At 64.5% G+C, this 22468-nt stretch carries 21 protein-coding genes; 5 read left to right on the plus strand and 16 right to left on the minus strand.

The features are described 5' to 3' along the window. Positions 1–33 precede the first annotated feature (33 nt). On the plus strand, positions 34–1716 hold the full coding sequence (locus BRO63_RS31050) for a hypothetical protein (protein WP_088143413.1): 1683 nt from the start codon (positions 34–36) through the stop codon (positions 1714–1716). A 62-nt stretch (positions 1717–1778) separates the two neighbouring features. Here the strand turns inward: BRO63_RS31050 and rfbB are convergent, their stop codons facing one another. Continuing rightward, the gene (gene rfbB, locus BRO63_RS31055; RefSeq protein WP_088143414.1) at positions 1779–2843 is read right to left on the minus strand and encodes a dTDP-glucose 4,6-dehydratase; all 1065 of its coding nucleotides are present in this window, start codon (positions 2841–2843) and stop codon (positions 1779–1781) included. Between the two features lie 173 nt (positions 2844–3016). On the opposite strand from rfbB, the gene BRO63_RS31060 reads away from it, so the two are divergent. The 3 genes from BRO63_RS31060 (at position 3017) to BRO63_RS31070 (ending at position 5930) form a co-directional block, all read left to right on the plus strand. Further along, positions 3017–3586, plus strand: a complete 570-nt coding sequence (locus BRO63_RS31060; RefSeq protein WP_088143415.1) for a CoxG family protein — start codon at positions 3017–3019, stop codon at positions 3584–3586. A gap of 93 nt (positions 3587–3679) precedes the next feature. Continuing rightward, complete coding sequence (locus BRO63_RS31065; protein WP_256943445.1) at positions 3680–5032, plus strand: MFS transporter; 1353 nt, start codon at positions 3680–3682, stop codon at positions 5030–5032. A 19-nt stretch (positions 5033–5051) separates the two neighbouring features. Beyond that, a complete protein-coding gene (locus BRO63_RS31070; RefSeq protein WP_088143417.1) occupies positions 5052–5930 on the plus strand; it encodes a DMT family transporter in 879 nt (292 codons plus the stop codon). On the opposite strand, the gene rffA is transcribed toward BRO63_RS31070, so the two are convergent. The 15 genes from rffA to BRO63_RS31145 form a co-directional block, all read right to left on the minus strand. Further along, positions 5927–7075, minus strand: a complete 1149-nt coding sequence (gene rffA / locus BRO63_RS31075) for a dTDP-4-amino-4,6-dideoxygalactose transaminase (protein WP_088143418.1) — start codon at positions 7073–7075, stop codon at positions 5927–5929. The genes BRO63_RS31070 and rffA overlap by 4 nt on opposite strands. Then, a complete protein-coding gene (gene rfbA / locus BRO63_RS31080; RefSeq protein ID WP_088143419.1) occupies positions 7072–7956 on the minus strand; it encodes a glucose-1-phosphate thymidylyltransferase RfbA in 885 nt (294 codons plus the stop codon). The genes rffA and rfbA overlap by 4 nt, the downstream gene beginning before the upstream one ends. After that, positions 7953–8831 carry a class I SAM-dependent methyltransferase gene (locus BRO63_RS31085; RefSeq protein WP_088143420.1) on the minus strand — a complete coding sequence of 293 codons (879 nt, stop codon included), beginning with the start codon at positions 8829–8831 and terminating at the stop codon, positions 7953–7955. The genes rfbA and BRO63_RS31085 overlap by 4 nt, the downstream gene beginning before the upstream one ends. Before the next feature lie 5 nt (positions 8832–8836). Next, complete coding sequence (locus tag BRO63_RS31090; protein WP_218824128.1) at positions 8837–9253, minus strand: GtrA family protein; 417 nt, start codon at positions 9251–9253, stop codon at positions 8837–8839. Then, complete coding sequence (gene purN, locus BRO63_RS31095) at positions 9247–9948, minus strand: phosphoribosylglycinamide formyltransferase (RefSeq protein WP_088143422.1); 702 nt, start codon at positions 9946–9948, stop codon at positions 9247–9249. The genes BRO63_RS31090 and purN overlap by 7 nt, the downstream gene beginning before the upstream one ends. Next, positions 9945–10874 (minus strand): glycosyltransferase family 2 protein, encoded by a 930-nt coding sequence (locus BRO63_RS31100; RefSeq protein WP_088143423.1) that lies wholly within the window; start codon positions 10872–10874, stop codon positions 9945–9947. The genes purN and BRO63_RS31100 overlap by 4 nt, the downstream gene beginning before the upstream one ends. Beyond that, a complete protein-coding gene (locus BRO63_RS31105) occupies positions 10871–11557 on the minus strand; it encodes a WbqC family protein (protein WP_088143485.1) in 687 nt (228 codons plus the stop codon). The genes BRO63_RS31100 and BRO63_RS31105 overlap by 4 nt, the downstream gene beginning before the upstream one ends. An 89-nt stretch (positions 11558–11646) precedes the next feature. After that, positions 11647–12858 (minus strand): cardiolipin synthase ClsB, encoded by a 1212-nt coding sequence (gene clsB, locus BRO63_RS31110; RefSeq protein ID WP_088143424.1) that lies wholly within the window; start codon positions 12856–12858, stop codon positions 11647–11649. Further along, positions 12855–13721, minus strand: a complete 867-nt coding sequence (locus BRO63_RS31115) for an endonuclease/exonuclease/phosphatase family protein (RefSeq protein WP_013396896.1) — start codon at positions 13719–13721, stop codon at positions 12855–12857. Before BRO63_RS31115 ends, clsB begins: the two co-directional genes overlap by 4 nt. Before the next feature lie 283 nt (positions 13722–14004). Further along, the gene (aspS, locus tag BRO63_RS31120) at positions 14005–15792 is read right to left on the minus strand and encodes an aspartate--tRNA ligase (RefSeq protein WP_088143425.1); all 1788 of its coding nucleotides are present in this window, start codon (positions 15790–15792) and stop codon (positions 14005–14007) included. 41 nt (positions 15793–15833) lie between these two features. After that, complete coding sequence (locus BRO63_RS31125; RefSeq protein WP_373557806.1) at positions 15834–16499, minus strand: DUF502 domain-containing protein; 666 nt, start codon at positions 16497–16499, stop codon at positions 15834–15836. A gap of 16 nt (positions 16500–16515) precedes the next feature. After that, complete coding sequence (locus tag BRO63_RS31130; RefSeq protein ID WP_088143427.1) at positions 16516–16830, minus strand: FmdB family zinc ribbon protein; 315 nt, start codon at positions 16828–16830, stop codon at positions 16516–16518. Between the two features lie 242 nt (positions 16831–17072). Beyond that, positions 17073–18356, minus strand: coding sequence for a putative Na+/H+ antiporter (locus BRO63_RS31135; protein WP_088143428.1), 1284 nt, complete (start codon positions 18354–18356; stop codon positions 17073–17075). A gap of 160 nt (positions 18357–18516) precedes the next feature. After that, positions 18517–20001, minus strand: a complete 1485-nt coding sequence (locus BRO63_RS31140; protein WP_256943440.1) for a M81 family metallopeptidase — start codon at positions 19999–20001, stop codon at positions 18517–18519. A 24-nt stretch (positions 20002–20025) separates the two neighbouring features. Beyond that, positions 20026–21006 carry a Bug family tripartite tricarboxylate transporter substrate binding protein gene (locus BRO63_RS31145; RefSeq protein ID WP_088143430.1) on the minus strand — a complete coding sequence of 327 codons (981 nt, stop codon included), beginning with the start codon at positions 21004–21006 and terminating at the stop codon, positions 20026–20028. Positions 21007–21132: 126 nt separating this feature from the next. Between BRO63_RS31145 and BRO63_RS31150 the strand changes: the two genes are divergently transcribed. Next, positions 21133–22464, plus strand: a complete 1332-nt coding sequence (locus BRO63_RS31150; protein ID WP_088143431.1) for an aspartate aminotransferase family protein — start codon at positions 21133–21135, stop codon at positions 22462–22464. Positions 22465–22468: the final 4 nt, after the last annotated feature.

Consider the following 22468-nt stretch of genomic DNA (forward strand, 5'->3'; position numbering starts at 1 on the left):
CGCCAGGCCAGTGACTCCATCCCCTCCGCGCATATGATAGCCAATAACAGTACGGCGCCCCGGCCTGCAGACCGCCTGGTCGCGGCGGGAGATCTGCTTTCCCTCCTGGTTCTTGGCGTCTTCGCCACACTTCTGATCGCGGGTTCGGGCCTGCCGCTGTACTCGGATGAAGTTGTCACCAAGTGGGGCCAAGCCAGGTTCTTCGAACCTGATGGCATACTGGTCTCCTTCTTTCCTCAATGCCGGGCGGTGTTCAATTCCCCCCTGCCTTGGCCGTTCTACCCGGGCGCCGCGTTTTTTTCCGTTCTGTACGGCAACCTTTCCCCCCTGGGCCTACGGCTGGCGGGAGTCGCCACGGCGCTGGCGATAGTGGCTTGCTTCGGCCTTTGGGCGCGGCGCAGCGCTCACAACGCGCGCGCCACATTGAGTCGGCTGTCCGCGCTCATGGTGTTGCCCGCCCTGGGCGCACTTCCCTTTCTCTGGGTGATGGCCCGGCCCGAACAATGGATCACCCTGGGCCTGATGTTCTTCTGCATGACGGCCACGGCGAACCAGCAGAACGATGGAAAAATCTCATGGGTATGGCCCATGCTGTACTTTCCCGTAGCCTCGGCCTTCTTTTTTGTACATCCGAAGAGCATCTTCTTCGCTCCTGCGGTGCTGCTCGCGACGTGGTTCGTGACCCGACACCGTTCTTCGGCTATCCGCTGGCTGCTCATCACCTTCGTAGTGTGGACCGCCTACACCACATACCGCTGGGGATCGACGCTATCCAGTTGCCCGGAAGCGCCGGGAGTACAAGCCACCCTGGCCGGCAACTTCCTGAATCCCTCGCTGCTGTTCCACGCCCCGGCGGCCTTCCTGCTTGAGGGAGTCGGCAATCTGTTGAGCGCGCCCGGCAAGATCGCGGAACATGTCATGTTTGCCGCGACCTACCAATCGGGTTGGCTGCCTCCCATGGTTGTGCCACCCATGGCGACTTGGATGAACCCTATCATCCGACTCCTGATCGAGGTCGCCATTTTTGGCACTTTGGCCGCCAGTTTGCTATGGCTGCCGGTAACCTGGCTGCGCCAAAAAGTGGCAACACCGCGGGCGCTGCTCGCCGCTGCCTTGGCCGTGGGACTTTGCGCCAACCTGTTTTTCTACAAATATTGGTTTTTCTACGGCGCCGCACAGGTTTTGCCTCTGGTCCTCATGATGCTGCTGCTCGCATTGCCTGCGCACACGCCCAGATGGTTGGTGCGGCCCAGCCTGCAATTTGCACGCTGCGCATGCTTGTTGTTCGCGCTGGCCAGCATGTCGATCTTCGCCGCGTACCTCGCCCCGGAGGTGTGGAAGCGTTCCGACCCTCCCGACGCCACAGTGCCCGACCAATGGCTGTCGGTTCCTGCGCTGGACTTCGACAAGCGGCGCGAAACCATCCGGGAACTGACGAACCAATGCGGCATACGCGGCGACGGCGCGGCGCATCTGGTCGTGGACCATTTGACCTACTACGCGTTCAGCCACCTGCGTCGGCCGATACACGCGCTCTATGTATCAGAACTGGCGTATGGCGGCGATCTGCCTGGCGACAAGCTCGTACGCTTTCTGCAAGCGCTCGAATCGCCAGGCGCGATCACTCAGTGCAATTACCTGCCGGCAGCGCTTTCCGGCCTTAACGTCCTCCGCAAGGGCGGGTACTGCTGCGTTGCGCTACCGCCCGCAAACTGATCCTGCCCCCCCGAAGGCCTGCCCGATGAACAGCACGTCGGGCCGGACAGTCCGCAGGAAAGCTACTCGGAGTAATGCGCGTCAACCCAGTTTCGGTGGTAGGCGCCGTTGACGATGTCCTCCACCCACTGAGCATTGTCGAGATACCACCGCACGGTCTTGCTCAGACCCGTGGCGAATGTTTCCACTGGGCGCCAGTCCAGCTCATCGCTGATCTTCGATGCATCGATGGCATAACGACGGTCATGGCCGGGCCGATCCTTGACGAACGCGATCTGTTGCTTATATGAAACGCCGTCCGCCCGAGGCCGTAACTCGTCCAGCGAGGTGCAGATTGCCTGGACCACTTCCAGGTTCTGACGCTCGTTCCAACCGCCGATGTTGTAGGTTTCACCCACGCGGCCTGCCTCCAGCACCCGGCGCAAGCCACTGCAATGGTCCTTCACGTACAACCAGTCCCTCACTTGCCGGCCATCGCCATACAACGGCAAAGGCTTGCCGGCCAGCGCGTTGGCGATCACCAGGGGAATCAGCTTCTCCGGAAACTGGAAGGGACCATAGTTGTTGGAGCAATTCGTCGTCAGTAACGGCAAGCCATAGGTGTGGTGATATGCACGCACAAGATGGTCGCTGGCAGCCTTGCTCGCCGAGTATGGGCTGTTGGGTTCATACCGGTGCGTTTCAGTAAACGCATCGCCATCCACGGGCAATGAGCCATAGACCTCGTCCGTCGACACGTGCAGAAAACGAAAACTGGCGCGCGCCGCAGGATCCAGTTCGCCCCAATAGGCCTTTACCGACTCCAGCAATCGAAACGTGCCAACGATATTGGTCTGGATGAACGCTTCCGGCCCATATATGGAACGGTCCACGTGTGATTCCGCCGCCAGGTTGATAACCGCCCGCGGCCGATGGCGCTTCAACAAATCGTTGACGAGCAAGGCATCGCCTATGTCGCCAACAACCAGTTCATGCCGCTTGTCCCCATCCAGCTCCCGAAGGCTCTGCGGGTTACCCGCATAGGTAAGCTTGTCCAGGTTGATGACGGACTCGTCGCTGCGCGCCAGCCAATCGAGCACGAAATTGGCTCCGATGAAACCGGCACCTCCGGTAACGAGGATAGTCATAGGCAATATGCGTAAAAAAAGGAGCACCGGCCGAGGACGGTGGAGAGGCCATGATTTTACTCCGCGCATCCTGCCTGTTCGATGGGGCTACTGATCCGATCAGGCGGATATTGGCGTTTTGCGCGGATTGGGTCCACAATGAAGACGGGACTGTACCAAGCAAGGAGACAGCCATGCGCATTGCAGATGCCCAGTGGATTCCTTCGACCCAGCACCAGACTTGGGATGCTCTGACCGACCCCGCCGTATTGCAGCGATGTATTCCGGGCTGCGTGGAGGTCGCCCGACTCAGTCCGACCGAGTACGCCGTCAAGCTGCACGCCAAGGTTGCCGGCATCGACACGGACTACGATGGCGAAATCCTGATGTCCGACGTCGACCCGCACAACAGCTGCACGCTGGTCTTCGAAGGCAAGGGCCGCGCCGCCTGCCTGGCCATCGGAACCGCGCAAATCAATCTCAGCACCAAGGACCAAGGCACGCGGGTCGCCTATACCGTCGCCTGCATGACCGGCGGCAAGCTGGCGGAATATGGTGAGGGGATGTTGCTCAAGGCCGGCGACAAGATCATCCAGAAGTTCTTCGCCACCTTCATCGACTACATGGCCGCCCAGCCCCGTCTTGCACCGCCGCCCCCGCCCCCCGAACCCGAACCGCGCGGGCTATCCAACTCGCGCTGGTCCTGGATCATGGTGGTGCTGGTCATCGCGGTTTTCTGGGGCTATCACACCTTCTATAAGTGAAATCCCTGACGCGCCGGTGATATGCTTTGCGGCATGACGCCGCCACCCGCCTCACCCACGCCCCCACCCGCCCATACAAGACGCGACCTGCTAATGGGCATGGCGGGGGTTTCGGCGACAGTCGTCCTGGCCGCGCTGGATTCCACCATCATCAGCACCACCCTGCCGCGCGTGGCCGAAGCGCTGAACGGCATGGCGCTATACGCCTGGGTCGGAACGGGCTACCTGCTGGCCACCGCCGCATCCATCATGATTTTCGGTCGCCTGGGCGACATGTTCGGCCGCAAGCCCCTGATGCTGCTATCGGTGCTGATCGTGGCGCTCGGCTCCATCGCCTGTGGCCTGTCGCAGACCATGACCCAGCTGATCATTTTCCGGTCGCTGCAGGGCATAGGCGGCGGGATGATGATCGCAACCGCGTTCGCCGCGCCGGCGGACCTGTTCCCCGATGCCAAGCAGCGAGTGCGGTGGATGGCGCTGGTATCAGCGGCGTTCGCCATGGCCAGCGGCATCGGCCCGGTCCTGGGCGGGGCGGCGACGCAGGCGCTGGGCTGGCGCGCGGCCTTCTTCATCGCGCCGATCGCGGCCGCGGGCGCGTTTTTCCTGCTGGCCCGCTACTTTCCCCGTATCCGCCCGATCCACGACGGCAGCCGCAAGATCGACTGGCTGGGCGCCATCCTGCTGGTCCTGGCGGTGGGCGCGCCGCTGGCCGCGCTGGAGCTGGCGTTTGCCAGCGGCGACCATGCCCATCCCATGCTGGGATTGGCCCTGGCCGTGGTGGGCGTGGCGGCCATCGCCATCCTGATTCCCACGGAACGGCGCGTAAGCTCACCCATCTTTCCGCTGCGCGTGCTGGGCGGAGCCGAATCGCGGCTGCTGAACCTGGCGGCGATGATGGTGGGCGCGGTCATGTTCGTGCTGATCTTCTACAGCCCGCTGCTGCTGCAGCAGGTGCTGAACTACACCCCCAGCGAGGCCGGGCTGCTGCTCACGCCCCTGGTTGCCGCGATTTCGGTCGGCAGCATCATCAACGGCCGGCTGTTCCCCAAGCAGACCGAACCGCAGCGCCTGATGGTGTTCGGGGGCTGTCTGCTGGCGGCCGGTTCGCTGATGGTGCTGCTGATCTCGCCGGGCACCTCCGCCTGGTGGATCCTGGCCGCCTTTTTCGTCAACGGCTGTGCGCTGGGCTTCCTGCTGCCGAACCTGACCTTGTTCATGCAGATGCTGAGCGAGCGGCGGGACGTGGGCGTGGCTTCCGCCCTGGTCCAGACCACGCGCGCCATCGGCAGCGCTCTGGGGACGGCCGTGGTCGGCATCATCATTTCCCATAGCACGGTACTAAACGGAGTGCGCGCGGGCCTGGTGCTGTGTATCGTCCTGTCGCTGACCTGCGCCCTGCTGGCCTACCGGGTCAAGATGAAGAACCTGGCCACGAACCGCAAATGAGCCCCACGCGGGACTGAACATGCGTCAACGCAACTTGCTGGATCTACTGCTCCTGGCCGCCGTCTGGGGCGGCTCCTTTCTGTTCATGCGCCTGGCCGTCCCGGAATTCGGACCGATCGCGCTGATCGAGCTGCGCGTGGGCCTGGCCGCGCTGGTCCTGCTGCCCGCCGCGCTGTGGCGCGGCAAGCTGCCCATCATCGCTCAGCACTGGAAGGCGCTGCTGACGGTGGGTGTGCTGAACGCGGCCGTACCGTTCCTGTTGTTCGCCTACGCGGCCCAAGCCCTGGGCGCCGGCTTCCTGTCGGTGGCCAATGCGGTGACGCCGGTATGGGGCGCGGTCATCGGCTGGCTGTGGCTCAAGGACAAGCTGCCCTGGATGCGATCCCTGGGTCTGATGATAGGCGTGGTCGGTATCGTGGTGCTGGTGTGGGACAAACTGAACTTCAGCGACGGCGGCACCGGGCCGGCGGTCCTGGCGGCCGTGTCCGCGCCGATGTTCTACGGCATCGCGGCCAACTGGACCAAGCGCTTCCTGACCGGCGTGGATGCCCTGGCCAACGCCACCGGCAGCATGATAGGCGCGACGCTGGTGCTGCTGCCCCTGGCGGTCACCCACTGGCCCGAAGCACCGGCATCGATGCAGGCCTGGATCGCCACCATCCTGCTGGCCGTGGTGTGCACGGGCGCGGCCTACATCATCTTCTTCCGCCTGATCGCCAATGTCGGCCCGACGGGCGCCGTCAGCGTCACTTTCCTGGTGCCGATCTTCGGCGTGCTTTGGGGGTCATGGTTTCTGGATGAGAGCATCACGCCCTCGATCGCGGTGGGTGCCGCCATCATCCTGGTCGGCACCGCACTCGCACTGGGATTGCTGCGATTTCGCCGCCCTGCCGGCTAAGCCCGCTTGTGCAAAGCGGCCTCAAGCACCTCGGCCACCGTATCCTGTTGCGCGGGTGTCAGGCCCACCCAGAACGGCAGGCGCAGCAGCCGCTCGGAATACTGATCGGTGACCGCCATGCTGCCTGCCACGCGCCCATAGCGCAGGCCCGCCGGCGCGGAATGCAATGGCACGTAATGCGATACAGGGTAGATCTGGCGTGACCGGAACTCTTCGATCACCTGCCGGCGGTCGACTGATGCCGGCAGCAAGACGTAGTACATGTGCGCGTTATGCTCGCAACCGTCGGGCACGATGGGCCGCCGCAGCAGTTCCCGGGCTTCCAGCGGCCCCAGAGCGTCGTGATATCGATCCCAGATGGCCAAGCGCTGTTCGGTGATGTCGCGCGCCGATTCCAGCTGAGCCCAGAGAAATGCAGCAATCAATTCGCTCGGCAGATAGGACGATCCCGCTTCCTGCCAGGTGTACTTGTCCACTTCGCCGCGGAAAAAGCGGCTTCTGTCCGTCCCTTTTTCACGAATGATCTCGGCCCGCATCGCCAGTTCGGGGTGATTGACCAGCAACGCCCCCCCTTCCCCTGAGATCACGTTCTTGGTTTCGTGGAAACTGAAGGTTCCCAGATCTCCAAGGCTGCCCAGCGGACGGCCTTTGTAGTTCGCCATGATGCCCTGCGCCGCGTCTTCGACTACCCGGATTCCATGCTGCCGCGCGATAGCCAAGATCGCGTCCATCTCGCAGGCGACGCCTGCGTAGTGAACCGGCACGATCACCTTGGTTCGCGGCGTGATAGCCTGCTCCAGCAGCGCTTCATCGAGATTCATCGTGTCCTTGCGCACATCGACGAACACCGGCACCGCGCCGCGCAAGGCAAATGCGTTGGCCGTGGACGCAAAGGTGTACGAGGGCATGATCACCTCGTCGCCAGGTCTCACGTCGCAGAGCATGGCCGACATTTCCAGGCTGGCGGTACAGGAATGCGTCAGCAACCCGCGCGCGCACCCCACGTGCCGCTCAAACCAATCGTGGCACAACTTGGTGAAGGCGCCATCCCCCGCCAGCTTCTGGCTGGCCAGCGCCTGGGCTATGTATTGCGTTTCCTTGCCCGTCAGATAGGGCTTGTTGAAATCGAGCCGCTGCTCGCTCATTGTGCGCCTCCAAACCGTTTGGTTTCGTCCGCAACGCTGCGGAGGTAGTCCCGATACTGGCAATTGGGCAATTCGCTCACCAACGTTTCGAATGCGCCCAGACTCAGGAATCCGCGCACGAGCGCGGCCTCTTCCGGACAGCCGATCTTGACGCCCTGGCGGCGCTCCACGGCTTCGATATAGGCGGACGCCTCCTGCAACGCGGAGCTGGTGCCGGCATCCAGCCACGCGAAACCGCGGCTGAGCCTGTTTACCTTGAGCTTGCCCCGGCGCAGGTATTCGATGTTGACGTCGGTGATCTCGAGTTCGCCGCGGGCCGATGGCTTCAGGCCTCGCGCGATATCCACGACATCCTTGTCATAGATATACACGCCGGGCACTGCATAGCTGCTGCGGGGCTTTGCCGGTTTCTCTTCAAGCGAGAGCGCGTTGCCCTTGGCGTCGAATTCGACCACGCCATAGCGTTCGGGATCCCTCACGTGATAGGCGAAAATCGCCGCTCCGTCGCGGAATTCCGCCATCGCCCGCGGAAAATCGCCGCCGCCCGAAAAGATGTTGTCCCCCAACATCAGCACAACATCTTCGCCGGCGATGAAATCCTCGGCGATAAGAAATGCCTGCGCGATGCCTTCCGGCTTGGCCTGCTCCCGGTATTCGATGCTGATTCCCCAGTGGCGGCCATCTCCCAGGAGATTCTCGAACTTGGGCAAATCATGCGGCGTGGAGATCAGGCAGAACTCGCGCACCCCCGCTGCGATCAGAACGGTCAGGGGGTAGTAGATCATCGGCTTGTCGAAGACCGCCTGCAATTGCTTGCTGGTTACCTGGGTCAGCGGATACAGCCTGGAGCCGGTGCCGCCCGCAAGAATAATTGCCTTCATTGCTTTTCAATCCGTTGAGCAATCACAAAGCGGGACCCGCCCGCCGCAAAATCGACGCCCGCCTTGATCAGCGAGGCCTCACCCTTCATCACGCGGTACAGGATGGAGTTCAACTTGGGCGAAAGCTTGAACTCGTCGGTCACATCGAATTCACCGCCCTGCTTGCGCTTCTTCAGGCGCGACGCCATCATCAAAGGCAGCAACAGGGACACGAAGGAGGTGCTGCGCACGATATGGAATCCCGCCGCACGCAGCTTGGCATGGCAATCCCGGGCCGAATAGCGCCGAACATGACAAGCATAATCGTCGCTGGGACTCCATAGCCAATCATGCTGAGGCACCGTCAGCAGGAGCATGCCCTTGGGCTTGAGCGCTTGATGAACCTGCCGCAGCACGGCCTCGTCTTCCTGGATATGCTCCAACACATCGAACGCGCCGATGACGTCGAATTCCCCGGAAAACGGAATCTTGCGCGCATCCATCTGGATGAAGCTGGCCTGTGGCACACGCTGCGCCGCGAAATGCAGGCCCTGTGAGAAGATTTCGCTGCCCAGCAGCCTGGCGAATGAAAACCGCCTGGCCATGCCAGACAGCACGAATCCCGTGCCGCATCCGATTTCGAGGAAGCTCTCGCGATCGGCACAGTATTTTTCAATAGCCCAGGCTATCAGTTCGTTCCGCGCCTCGAACCAGAAGTGACCTTCCTCAAGGCTCGCCAGTTCGGAAAAATGGCTTTCCTTGAAGCCTCCTCCCTCGCGGGCAAGCTCCGGCGCGTAGGCTTCGAAGCCATCGACAAGAACGGGTTTCGCGTGGCACGACGGACACCCTGGCTGCTCCCGGGGAAATACGGCGCTGCACGCCAGACATTGCTTCATCCCATCTACCTTTTCGCCGTATCGGCGAACACAAACCAGCGAAGCGCGCAGAACATGAATCCGGCGACGATGAAGACGGCGGCCAGCTGAACCCATTGATGGGGTATGCCGAGGCGATCGGCGAATAGCGCCAACAGGCCAATATTGATCAAGTACCCCACGCCGTGGGCAAGCACATACCGCAATGCCGGCCCGAGCATGCGGCCGCTGCTCTGGAAGGTCAGGCGCCGATTTCCGAAAAATGCCAATGCCGCCGTTACGGCATAGAGCAGCGTAACCGTTATCTTGGGCGCCATGCCCAGGTGCGTGACCAGCAGATAGATCGCATATCCCAGGGCGTTGCTCACCACGCCGACCAGGGCATAGCGCAACAACTGAAAGCGGTAGCCGGATCGTCCGGAGCGCCGGTCCGGATTCAGCACGAGGATGGTTCCGCTGCGGGTTGCGCCTTCACTTCCTGCCAAAACGCCTCGTCCTCCCATTCGATGCCGACGGTACCGAATGGATTGAACATGATGTCCCTGCCACATAGCCGCAGCACCCGCGCACGGGCATGCCCCGCAATATGCAGTTGACCTCTCAAGGTTTCCAGCAATGCCAAGCAACCGGCGCGGAACACCACATCCATGACGAGATCTACACTATCACCCGGCTCCACCGGAATCGCCGCCTGCACCAGCGGCCGGCCCGCATCGACTTCGGCCGAGACCCGATGCGCGGTCACGCCCAGTAGCGTGACGCCGTACTCCAGCGCGCGCTTGACGGGCTCGACTCCGATCACCCCGCCGAACGCCGGCAATAAGGAATAGTGCAGATTGAGCAGGGCATTCTCGTACTCCGTCACGAATTCCGGCGTCAAGATCTTGTGGACGTTCGTCACCACCGCATCGGCGGCAAGGCGTCTCAGTTCAAGCTGCACTTCCGCCTGCCCCGACCGCGAAAAATCCATGGAACGCGTGGGCAAACCCTTGCTGCGGGCAAATTCACTGGCGCCGCATTCGCGGTCGGTCAGCACGCCTGCAAGCCTTGCGCCCGGCAACCACCCGCGCTGCATGGCCGCATACACGAACCTGAGATTGCCTCCGCCGCCCGAGCATAGAAATACGACGCTATTCATGGCGCGCCATTCCGATAGACTTCGCGGACTATCGTGTACGGACGCCCCTTCGCTTCCGTGTAGATTTTGGCTACGTATATGCCGAGGACGCCAAGCGACGACATCAGCAGCCCGCCCAGCAGCCAGATGGAAGCCATGACCGATGTCCAGCCCGCCATGGAGGTGTCCTCCAGCCACCACCGCAACACCAGGAAGACGATATAGCAGCCGGCCACCAGCGATATCAGCAGCCCCAGGTAGAAAATGCTGATCAAGGGTGCATTGCTGAACGCAGTGACCGAATTCACAAGCAGGGACATTTTCTTGCGCAGCGTATAGGTCGACGTCGAATTGCTCAGCTTCTCGACCTCGCAAGCCAACTGCCTGAAGCCCGTGATGAACCAAAGCCCCGCGATGAAAATTTCGCGCTCCTGATGCTGCAACAACGCCTGAACGTAGCGCCGTGACATCAGGCGCGCGGTGGTGACGTTGCCAGGCAAGGGCATGCCGGTCAGCTTCTTCAGCGTATACCAGAACAGCTGGCCCGTGACCCGTTCGAACCATGCGCCCTTGCGCTGCCGCTGTACCCCGTACACCACGTCGCTGTCGCTCTCTGCGCGCAGGGCGGCAAACTCAGCCAGCCATTCGGGGGCTTCTTCAAGGTCGGTATCGATAAGGAAAACCTCGTCGCCGCCCGCATGCGCCAGGCCGGTCATCATGGCCTTGTGATGGCCGAAATTGCGCGACAGGTCCACTACGACGATCCTGGGATCGAGGGAGGCGATCTGCCTGGCGATATCCAGGCTCTCGTCGGGCGAACCGTCGTTGACGAGAATGATCTCGTAGTCATCGCCAGCGTGTTTTCTCGCCGCCTGCCGGACTCGGCGGCAGAACTCGTCGATATAGGGCGCGGACCGATACAGGGTGGCGACAACGGAGAGCTTCATTTCACGTATCTCATGTACTGGGAAGACGCAGCGCCACAGTTGAACAACAGATCCAATACGGAAACCGCATGTTCGAATTTTCCCCACAATTGAGGATATTCCGGATACCCCGCATAGTCGAACCATTCAACGAGTATGCCTGCTGCCGAAAACTCGCTTTCGTCGAGATAAGCCTTGGCGGCCGGACCCGATATATAGCGCTGCGCACCTGCCTGGCGGCAAAGGCCGACCAATCTTCCAGTCTTGCCGGGCGCATGCTCGAAATCCGAGGAATCGCTGATCTTCGTCCCGATGCCCAGATATCCGCAGATGGCCTTGATGAACGCGACGTTCAATTCTGATAGCCGCTGATAACGCCCGTCCAGATACAAGGGTTTCAGCCAGCGCGCGACATCGTCAAAATAAGGGGCGCGTCTGTAATTCGCAGCGAGGGTTTTCCAGTGCTTTTCAGGCCATGGGCCCGCGGGCAATTCCACTTCGCAAATACGCCGCTGGATATCCGCGCCGACAGGAATGGAAAGCCACTGTGTACCTTGCGGTGTCTTGATCTGGTTCCGATTGCGCCAGTCGTTCTTGGTGAACTGAACCTCGTCATAAATGACGAATTCATCCACCGCGGCGATCAGGTCAAAATACCCCTTCCACGGCACGTAATTCGACTGCAGGATTGCCACTGTTTTCATGACCGCGTCGCCATCGTCGGCAATCAACCGTGGTGTAGCTGTTCCCGACTCGTGTAATTTGAGGCGAATTCTACTCCAACGCCCCGCCCTCAGTACTTATCCGAAGTCCCCGTCAACGCCACCCCGATGCGCAGCAGGGTATAGGAAACCGCGTCGACCCAGCGCCGTACCCACCCCCGGCGCTGGTACTCCAGCGGCCGGATGAAGCGCCCTCCTTCGCGGATGGCCGTCTCCAGCCGTTCCTGCAGGTCCCAGGAGAAGGGCTGGTCGTCCACGACCACGTTGGCTTCGCGCGCCAGCAGCAGGCTGAAGGGGTCCAGGTTGGACGAGCCCACCGTCGCCACATTGTCGATGACCGCCACCTTGGCGTGCAGGTAGCTCGGCATGTATTCGTAGATTTCAATTCCGTCGCGCAACAGTTGGTCGTACAGCGAGCGCGTGGCGTGGTACTGCATGCGGTATTCGACCTTGCCCTGCAGCAAGAGGCGCACGCGCACGCCGCGCGCGGCGGCCTTGGCCAGCGCCCGGCGGAACTGACGGCCGGGAAAGAAATAGGCATTGGCGATCAGGATGTCGCGGCGCGCGTGCGCGATGCCGTACAGATAGGCGCGCTCGAAGGTCTGGCGAAAGCGCAGGTTGTCGCGCAGCACCAGCGCGGCGCGCAGGTCGCCACAGGGCGCGACGGCGGCGTGGCGCGGCTTGAGCAAGCGCATGCGGTTCCAGTCGCGCGGATGGCGGCGCAGGCGCGCCCAGTTCAGCCGCACCCATAGCAGTTCCTGGGCATAGGCGGCCTCGGTGACCAGCGGTCCCTGCACCTGCACCGCGAAATCGAAGCGCGGGCCGGTAATGCCGTCCGTCGGGTCCTGGTCGTCGTAGTCGTCAAGGATGTTGATGCCGCCGATGAAGGCGACGCGTCCATCCACCACCGTGACCTTGCGGTGCAGCCGTCGCAGGCGGCTGCGCGACGGAATGTAGCGCGCGAACCAGCGCGGCTCGGGACGGAAGATGCGGCATTGCGCGCCGGCGTTGGTCAAGCGCGTGCGCACGGGATCGACGAACTCGGCGCTGCCGAAGCCGTCCAGCACGACGCGCACCTTGACCCCGCGCCGCACGGCCGCCTCCAGGCAGTCCAGCACCTGGGAGCCGGTGCGGTCCGGCGTGAAGATGTAGGTTTCCAGGTGCACGCTGACCTGGGCGGCGTCGATGGCCGCACACAGCGCGGGAAAAAAGTCGGCGCCGTTCTGGAGCAACCGGATGTCGTTGCCCTGCGTCCAGTCCAGCTTGGACTGCTCTGCCCTCACGGCAGTTCCAGCTCGGCCAGCAAGGGAGAGTGATCGGAAAGCCTGGCCCATTCGCGGCCGCGCAGCACGCGGGCGCTGCGCACGGCGAAGCCGCGCTGGTAGATGCGGTCCAGGCGGAACCACGGGAACACCGCGGGAAAGGTGCGCGGCGGCGGCAACAGCAGGCGTGAACTGTCGCCCATGCCCAGCTGGTTGGTGCGCTCCATGACGGACACGCCGCCATTGGGCAATCCACGCAACGCGTTGCTCAGGCGCTTGACCGAATCGCGCAGGCGCGGCAGTTCGCCGCCATGGCTGCGCGGGGCATGCGAGAACACTTCGTACAAGCCGAGCTGCTGCACGAACAGGGGCGCCAGGCGGTCGCCCCAATCGTTGAAATCACCCGCGATCAGAATGGGTTCGCCATCCGGCACCATGCGCCGGATGCGCTCGGTCAGCGCCAGGATCTGGCGGCTGCGGCTGCCGGCGAACAAGCCCAGGTGCACGACGAAGCAATGCACCGCGCGCCCGCCCAGTTCTATGCGGGCGTGCAACAACCCGCGCTGCTCCAGCCGGTGGTCGGAGATGTCCAGGTTTTCGTGGTCGAGAATGGGAAAGCGCGACAACAGCGCATTGCCGTGGTCCGTCTCATGGCGGATGGCATTGCGGCCATAGGCCACATCCAGCCGCAAGGCGGCGGCAAGCGATTCGTGCTGGGCGTCGAGCAGGGACTTCTGCTCATTGCGGCCCTGGACCTCCTGCAGGAAGACCAGATCCGGACGCAGGCCATAAAGGCCCAGGCGCAATTCGTTCAGGGAGTCGCGCCGGCCCAATGCCGAGCGGCCCTTATGTATGTTGTAGCTGACGACGCGGATGAGCGACATGGAAAATGGCGCCTTTCAAAACTGGAAAACCGCCGGCCGCAGAAAAAAGCCCGGCCAGCACCGCCAGGTCAGGCGGCGTTTGCCAGATTACTCCAATTCAGAAGACCGTTCCCACCGCCGCGGCGCACACGCCGCGTTCGAACGGCAACGGTCCCATCATCCATTCGAGCACCCCACGCCGCAAGCAAACAACGCCCCCCAAGCCGGGCCGCACGGATCCGGGCTCCGCCGGTCCGTAGCGGCGCCCCCCTGGGGGGGAAGCGCCTACGGCGCTTCGGGGGGGTCACTTCGTCTCTACGTTGCGCAGGCGGATGTGCAGCTCGCGCAATTGCTTCTCGTCGACCTCGGACGGCGCTTGCGTCAGCAGACACTGGGCGCGCTGGGTCTTCGGGAAAGCGATCACGTCGCGGATCGATTCGGCGCCGGTCATCATCGTGACGATGCGGTCCAGGCCGAAAGCGATGCCGCCATGCGGAGGCGCGCCGTATTGCAGCGCGTCCAGCAGGAAGCCGAACTTCTCGCGGGCTTCCTCGGCGCCGATCTTGAGCGCGCGGAACACCTTGCTCTGCACTTCCTCGCGATGGATACGGACCGAGCCGCCGCCGATTTCCCAACCGTTCAGCACCATGTCGTAGGCCTTGGCGATAGCCTTGCTGGGATCGGTTTCCAGGAAGTCCTCGTGGCCGTCCTTCGGGCTGGTGAAGGGGTGGTGGGCGGCGGTGTAGCGGCCGTCTTCCTCGTCGTACTCGAACATCGGGAAGTCGACGACCCACAGCGGCTTCCAGCCAGCGGTCGACAGGCCGACCTTCTTGCCGAACTCGCTGTGGCCGATCTTCACGCGCAGCGCGCCGATGGCGTCGTTGACGACCTTTTCACGGTCGGCGCCGAAGAAAATGATGTCGCCATCCTGCGCGCCGGTGCGCTTGACCAGTTCGGCCAGGGCAGCGTCGTGCAGGTTCTTGACGATGGGCGATTGCAGGCCGTCGCGGCCCTTGGCCACTTCGTTGACCTTGATGTAGGCCAGGCCCTTGGCGCCGTATATGCCGACGAACTGGGTGTAGCCGTCGATCTCGCTGCGCGACATCTCGGCGCCACCGGGCACGCGCAAGGCGACCACGCGGCTGCCGGGCGCCGTGGCGGCGGCGGCGAACACCTTGAAGTCCACGTCGCGCATGACGTCGGTCATGTCGGTGAACTCCAGGTTCACGCGCAGGTCCGGCTTGTCCGAACCATAGCGGCGCATGGCTTCGGTCCAGGTCATGATCGGGAACGGCGTCGGCAGATCGACGTCCTGCACCACCTTGAACACGTGGCGGATCATGTTTTCGAAGATTTCACGGATCTCGAATTCGTTCAGGAACGAGGTTTCGCAGTCGATCTGGGTGAATTCGGGCTGGCGGTCGGCGCGCAGGTCTTCGTCGCGGAAGCACTTGGTGATCTGGTAGTAGCGGTCGAAACCGGACACCATCAGCATCTGCTTGAACAGCTGCGGCGATTGCGGCAGCGCGAAGAAGTGGCCGGCGTTCACGCGCGAGGGCACCAGGTAGTCGCGCGCGCCCTCGGGCGTGCTCTTGGTCAGCATCGGGGTTTCGATGTCGATGAAGCCCAGCTGGTCCAGGAACTTGCGCACTTCGATGGACACGCGGTAGCGCAGCATCAGGTTGCGCTGCATCTGCGGACGGCGCAGGTCCAGCACGCGGTGCGTGAGGCGCGTCGTTTCCGAGAGGTTGTCGTCGTCCAGCTGGAACGGCGGCGTGACCGACGCGTTCAGGATCTCGACTTCCTTGCAGAGCACTTCGATTTCACCCGAAGCCAGCTCGGCGTTGGCGGTGCCCGCCGGACGCTCGCGCACCAGGCCGGTGACGCGGATGCAGAACTCGTTGCGCAGGCGCTCCGCGGTGGCGAAGGCGGCGTTGTCCGGATCGAACACGATCTGCGCCAGGCCCGCGCGGTCGCGCAGGTCGATGAAGATGACCCCGCCGTGGTCACGGCGGCGGTTCACCCAGCCGTACAGGGTGACGGTCTGGCCGAGATGGTCACGGCAAACCTGGCCGGTGTAGCAGGTACGCATGCGGGATGACTCCGTTTATGTGCTTGGTTGTAGCGTAAGGGTTACGAATCGGCGCGAGGCGCGTCTTGCGCGCCGGGAGCCGGGACGGGAGCGGCCGGCCGGTCCACGGGCGTCGCCGCCTGGACCGGGGCGACCACGCCCATGGAAACGATGTACTTCAATGCCGCGTCCACGCTCATCTGAAGGTCCAGGGCGTCAGCGCGCGGAACCATCAGGAAGAAGCCGGACGTGGGATTCGGCGTGGTCGGCACGTACACGCTGATGTGGTCGCCGGGAAGCCGGTCGGCCACTTCGCCGCTGGGCGTGCCGGTAACGAAAGCAATGGTCCAGCTGCCGGCGCGCGGATACTGCACCAGCACCGCGCGGCGAAACGCCTGACCGTTGGGGGCAAGCACGGTATCGCTGACCTGCTTGACCGAGTTGTAGATCGAGCGCACCAAGGGTATGCGGCCCAGCAGGTTTTCCCACTGGTCCACCATGGTGCGGCCGATCAGGTTGGCCGCGAATATGCCCGTCAAAAGCACCACCACCACGACCAGGACGAAGCGGAAACCGGGGATGTCGATGCCGAACAGCGATTGGGACGACAGAAAGCCGGGCACGAACCCTTCAAGGGTCGCGACCAGCAAGCCCAGCACCCACACCGTGATGACCAGGGGAACCCAGATCAGCAGGCCGGTGATGAAGTACTTCTTGATGACGCGCATACGCATCGCGTGTGCTCTAGGAAGCGGCGCTACCGGCAGCGGGCGCGGCAGGGGCGGCCGGAGCTGCCGCGGGCGCGGCGGCGGGCGCGGCACTTTCAGCAGACGCCGGCGCGGTGGCCGGAGCGGCGCCTTGGCTGCCGCCGTTGCCGTTGCCACGGAAATCCGTGACATACCAGCCGGAACCCTTGAGCTGGAATCCAGCCGCGGTCACCTGCTTGGAGAACGTGCTCTGGCCGCATTCGGGGCAAACCGAAAGCGGCGCATCGGAAATCTTCTGCAAGACGTCTTTGGCATGGCCGCAGGCGCTGCACTTGTAAGCGTAAATGGGCATCTAGGGCTCCCAGGCGCGGGCCCGGCATATCAAGAGTCGCTGTCGCCGGACGCAATGTCCGGGGCCGGATCGGGTCGCTAGACCTGGTCCGAACGGAAGCGGCGGGTGGGCGAGGCCGGAAAAAAATACGGGAAAGTCTTGAATTTTAGCGGTTTTTCGTGAACGGCCGGTGTCCGCCCAAGGCGGCCCGCCTTGGGCGGCGCCTCAGGGGCGCCGCCAGCGGCTCCGCCGGCCCCGCAGCCCTATACGGGAAGCAGGAACATGACCGCCGCCACCAGGGTCGGCGCCAGGGCGGACAGGAACAGCCGCCCCGACGAAATGCTGCCGTCCGGGAAGTGGTTCTTCAGGATGGCGAAGCCGGCCGGATTGGGCGCATTGGCGATCACCGTCAGCCCCCCGCCCGTGACAGCCCCGGCCACCAGCATGTAGCGCCAGGCCTCGTTGGTGCCTTCGACCAGCGATCCCAGGTAGGTCAGCGCGGCGTTGTCGGTGATGGCGGTGAGCGCGGTCGCGCCCCAGAACAGCACGAAGGGTTCGAGCCCGCCCAGCAGGTCCTGCAGCCACCACTTCTGCAGGCCGCCCAGCACCACCAGCCCGGCCAGGAAGAAGCCGACCATCAGGCCTTCCTTGATCATCAGGCGGCTCTGGTGGCGCTTGTAGGCTTCGGCGAAGCCGATGAACATCATCAACAGGCCCAGGAAGATGGCCGGATGATGCGCGCTGAGCACCACGGCGACCAGGAACACCAGGTGCACCAGCATGACCACCAGCGGCACCGGCCCGCGCGCATCGCCGCCTTCGGGCGCGTCCACGCCGCCGCCCGTGCCCACCGAGCGCTCCAGCAGCGCCTTGCGGCAGATGAAGGTCAAGAGGGCCGCGTTCAGGCAGACCGCGATCGCGGCGCGCCAGCCGAAGTGCTGCACCATGAAGGTCGAGTCCCAGCCAAAGGTGGAGGCGACCATCAGCACCGGCGGCGCGGCGTAGGAGGTCAGCACGCCGCCGATGGAGACGTTGACGAACAACACGCCGAGCGTCAGGTATTTGAAGCCCGCGCGCCCGCTGCTGCGGAAGTAGGCGTCGCGCAGCAGGATGGCGGCCAGCGTCATCGCGGCGGGTTCGGTGATGAAGGAGCCGCCCAGCGGCACCAGCGACATCACGACGAAGAAGGTGGCCAATTCGCGCGGCAGCGGCAGCACGCGGGCCACCAGCCGCACCAGCATGCCGACCAGTTCCAGTATGGGCCGGCTGGCGGCCACCACCATGATCACGAAGACGAAGAGCGGCTCGGTGAAGTTGCGCGTGTCCATGTATTCGATGGCATGCGACGGGCCGGCCAGCGCGGCCATCGCCACGATCAGCACGAAGGCCCAGACGCCGAACACGGCCTCGACCTCGGAGAACAGATGCCAGATGCCCGCATGCGGTCCGCCACGATGCGCGAGCCGCGCGAAGAAGGGAACCGAGAAGGTATGAAGAACCGCCACGGCGAACAGAAGGGTGGCGATGACTTCAAGTGTCTGGGGCATGTAAACGACTTCCGGAATAGGGATTCGACAGCGCGGACGCCGCCCGGCGGGCCTGCGGGGCAAGGGTCGCAATATAGCGCAAGGCCCTTGCCGTGTAACGCAGGGTCAACACCAAGGCGCGCGGGTCCGCGCCGCTATTTCCGCAGGTCTTGCGCCCCGGTCAATGCGCCCTGCGCGCATGCCGGAACGGCAGCAGCCGCAGGTCCAGCGCTGCCGGTCCGGGCGCGTCGACGTCGATGATCGCGGCGCACAGCGGCAGGAAGGCCGCGCGGAAGTGGTTCTTGGCCTTCACGCACAGCAGCCGCACCTGATCGAGGTCGATGCCATGCAAGGTGAAAAAGCCCGGATCGTTGGCCGGCGCCACTAGTTCGGTGATGATGACCCGCACATTGGGCTGGTCGCGCAGCGACAGCAGCGCGGTGCGTCCGCAGCTCGTGCGCACGCCCGTTTCCATCGGGCCGGTGTTGCTGAACTCGCCATCGGTGTAGCGTTCGACGCGGAACGCAGCAAGCACTGGCGCACCGAAGTCGCGGCTCACGCGGCCGCCCAGGGCCAGTTCGCAATCGCCGCCCAAACCCGCCTCATAGGCGCGCCTGACCGCGTCCGGGTCCGCGAAGCTGGCGAACACGCACGGCACATCGACACGCGCATCCAGCAAGGCGCGGAACAGCGCCGGCGTGTCGCACACGCCGCCCGATAACGGGTTGTCGCCCGGATCGGTGACGGCCACCAGGCCGCCCGCGCGCGCCGCTTGCACGGCTTGCGTCAGGCCCTCTTGCGGCGTCGGCAAGGTGACCGCAAACGCAGGCTCCAGGCGCCGCATCGCCGCCTTCATGGTTTCGGCCACGGCCTGCGCCCGCGCGCCCGCGGCATCGCGGGCCATGTCGGCCACCACCAGCACCGATGCGCCGGTATCGGCGGTATCCGCATACGGAAAGCCGCCGAACACCGAGACTTCGGCCACGCCTTCGCCCAACTGCGCCGCGGCGAGATCCTGCAATTCGCGCATGGGCCCGGCATCGGTGCGCATGTTGAAGCTGGACAACAGCAGATCCGGCTTGGCCACCAGCACCCACGGCGACAGCGTGCCGGCCTGCGTGCGCAACAGCATGTCGAGCACGCGCTGCGCTGCTTCCCGCATGTCGATGTGGGGATAGGTCTTGTAGCCGCTGGCGCAATCCAGCAAGCCGCCCAGCTCAGGGGCCAGGTTGGCATGCAGGTCGAAGCTCGCGCCCAGCGGCACGTCGGGCAGCAAGGCCCGCACGGCCCGCACGAAATCCAGATCGGGCGTCTGCCGCAGGTCGGTGATGGCGGCGCCATGCAACGACAGGTAGACGGCATCCCAGCCGGCCTCGTCCGCGGCCAGCCCGGCCAGCACCTCTTCGGTAAAGGCGCGGTGCACGGCGTCCTCTATCGGCCCGCCAGGCAAGGCGGACGCGCAGCGCAAGGCCACGACCTCCCAGTCCGGATGCGCGCGGGCGAACTCGGCCACTTCGCCCAGTTCGGTGGCCGTGCCCGCGGCGGCGGCCAAGGCGTCGCCGCCCTTGCGCCACTCGCGCCGTTCGAAATCCGCCATGGTGCAGGGCACCGGGCAGAAGGCGTTGCCTTCGTACCAGAAGCGCGCCACCGCCAGCCTTTTCTTCATGCCCTTGCCCATGCGCTTCCCCGTTTATTCCGGACGGATGTCGGTGCCTTCGATCAGGACGCGGTACTTCTCGCGCTCCGCCTGCAGATGCTGCGCCAAGGCTTGCGGCGTGCCGCCGATGGGCTGCGCGGCCAAGGCGGCCAAGCGTTCGCGCGTGGCGGGCGCATCCAGCACCCGTTGGGCGGCGGCGTTGAGTTTGTCGATAACCGGCTGTGGCGTGCCGGCGGGCGCCATCACCACGAACCAGGAGGTCAGTTCGAAGCCTGGCACGGACTGCGCGATGGCGGCCACGCCCGGCGCGGCGGCCACCGGCTGGGCCGAGGTCACGCCCAGCGCCACCAGCTTGCCTGCCTTGATCAGCGGCAAGGCGGTGGGCAGGTTGTCGGCCGACAGGTCGATCTGACCGCCCAGCAGGTCATTGTTGGCCTGGCTGGCACCCTTGTACGGCACGTGGCGGATGTCCACCTTGCCCATGCGCTTGATCATCTCCAGCGCCAGATGGCCCGAGCTGCCCACGCCGGGCGAACCCCAGTTCAGGCGTCCGGGCTCGGCGCGCGCGGTGCGCAGCAGGTCGTCCATGGTCTTCAGGCCGGAACCGGGATGCGTCAGCACCACGTTGGGCACCTGCGCCACATAGGCGACCGGCGCGAAGTCCTTGGCCGGGTCGTAGCCGATCTTCTTGTAGACGTAGGCGTTGATGATCTGCGTGCCGGGCGTGCCCAGCAGCAGGGTGTAGCCGTCCGGCTGCGCGTGGGCCACCTCGGACGCGCCCAGGCTGCCGCCCGCGCCAGCCTTGTTGACCACCACCACGGACTGGCCGAGTTCGGCGCCCAGGCCTTCGGCCATCAGGCGGCCCAGCAGATCGGTGGTGCCGCCGGCGGCGAATGGCACCACCAGCCGCAGCGGCTGCTCCGGCCAGGCGGCGCTGGCCTGCCCGGCCGCGCCCAACGCGGCAGCCGCCGCAATCCCGCAGGTCCAACCACGCAACAGATGGGAAAACTTCATGACGCCCCCTTGAGCGAATGATGACGCAACGGCCAACGCGACGATAAAACCGTTTGGTTTATTTTTACAATAAATATACCATGTGTTTTATTTTATAAACCAGACCGCGAACCGCCGCCCCACACCATGAGCCGCATCATCCATCGCAACTCCAGCCCCCTGCCCGTCGCCATCAAGGGCGAAGGCTGCTTCATCGTCGACCAGGAAGGCCGGCGCTACTTCGACGCCTCGGGCGGCGCGGCGGTCTCGTGCCTGGGACATGCGCACCCCGAAGTGCGCGCCGGGGCCGTCGCGCAGCTGGACGCGTTGGAATACGCGCACACCAGCTTCTTCACCACGCCGGCCGCCGAAGAGCTGGCCGAACTGCTGGCGGCCAACAGTCCGGCGGGCCTGGGCAACGCCTACTTCGTTTCGGGCGGTTCGGAAGCGGTGGAGACCGCCCTGAAGATGGCGCGCCAGTATCACGTGGAGCGCGGCGAGCCAGAGCGCTACCGCTACATCGCGCGGCGCCAGAGCTATCACGGCAACACGCTGGCGGCCTTGTCGGTGGGCGGCAACGCCGGCCGCCGCGCGCTGTACCAGCCCGTGCTGATCGAAAGCCATCACGTCTCGCCCTGCTTTGCCCTGCACTACCGCGAGGCCGGCGAAACGGACGAGCAATACACCGACCGCCTGGCGGCGGAACTGGACGCCGAGATCCAGCGCCTGGGCCCGGGCACCGTGTCCGCCTTCATCGCTGAAACCGTGGTCGGCGCCACTGCGGGCACGGTCGCGCCCGTGCCGGGCTACTTCCGCAAGATCCGCCAGGTGTGCGACCGCCACGGCGTGCTGCTGATCCTGGACGAGGTCATGTGCGGCCTGGGACGCACCGGCAGCTATCACGCCTTCGAACAGGAAGGCGTGGTGCCGGACCTGCTGACGCTGGCCAAGGGCTTGGGCGGGGGCTATCTGCCTATCGGCGCGGTGCTGGCGCACGACCGTGTCATCGGCGCCATCAATGCGGGCTCGGGCGCGTTCCAGCATGGCTACACCTATGTCGGCCATCCGGTGGCCTGCGCGGCGGCGCTGGCGGTGCAGCGCATCGTGCTGCGCGACAAGCTGGTGGCGCGCGTGGCGGACATGGGCGCGCAGTTCGGCGCCATGCTGGCGGCGCGGCTGGCAAAGCATCCGCACGTCGCCGACATCCGCGGCAGGGGCATGTTCTGGAGCGTGGAGCTGGCCGAGGACCCCGGCAGCCTGCGCGCATTCGCGCCGCAGCGCCGCTTGCATGCGCGCATCAAAACGCAGGCGCGCGAACTGGGCCTGCTGTGCTACCCGGGGGGTGGAACCATAGACGGCAAGCACGGCGACCACGTGCTGCTGGCGCCGCCCTACCTCAGCACGGCCGACGAACTGGCCTTCGTGGCGGACGCGCTGGCCCGCGCCATCGACCTGGCGCTGGCGGACGATACGCCATAATACG

This window comes from Achromobacter xylosoxidans (assembly GCF_002192695.1).
In the GTDB taxonomy this organism is placed as follows: domain Bacteria; phylum Pseudomonadota; class Gammaproteobacteria; order Burkholderiales; family Burkholderiaceae_B; genus Achromobacter; species Achromobacter xylosoxidans_C.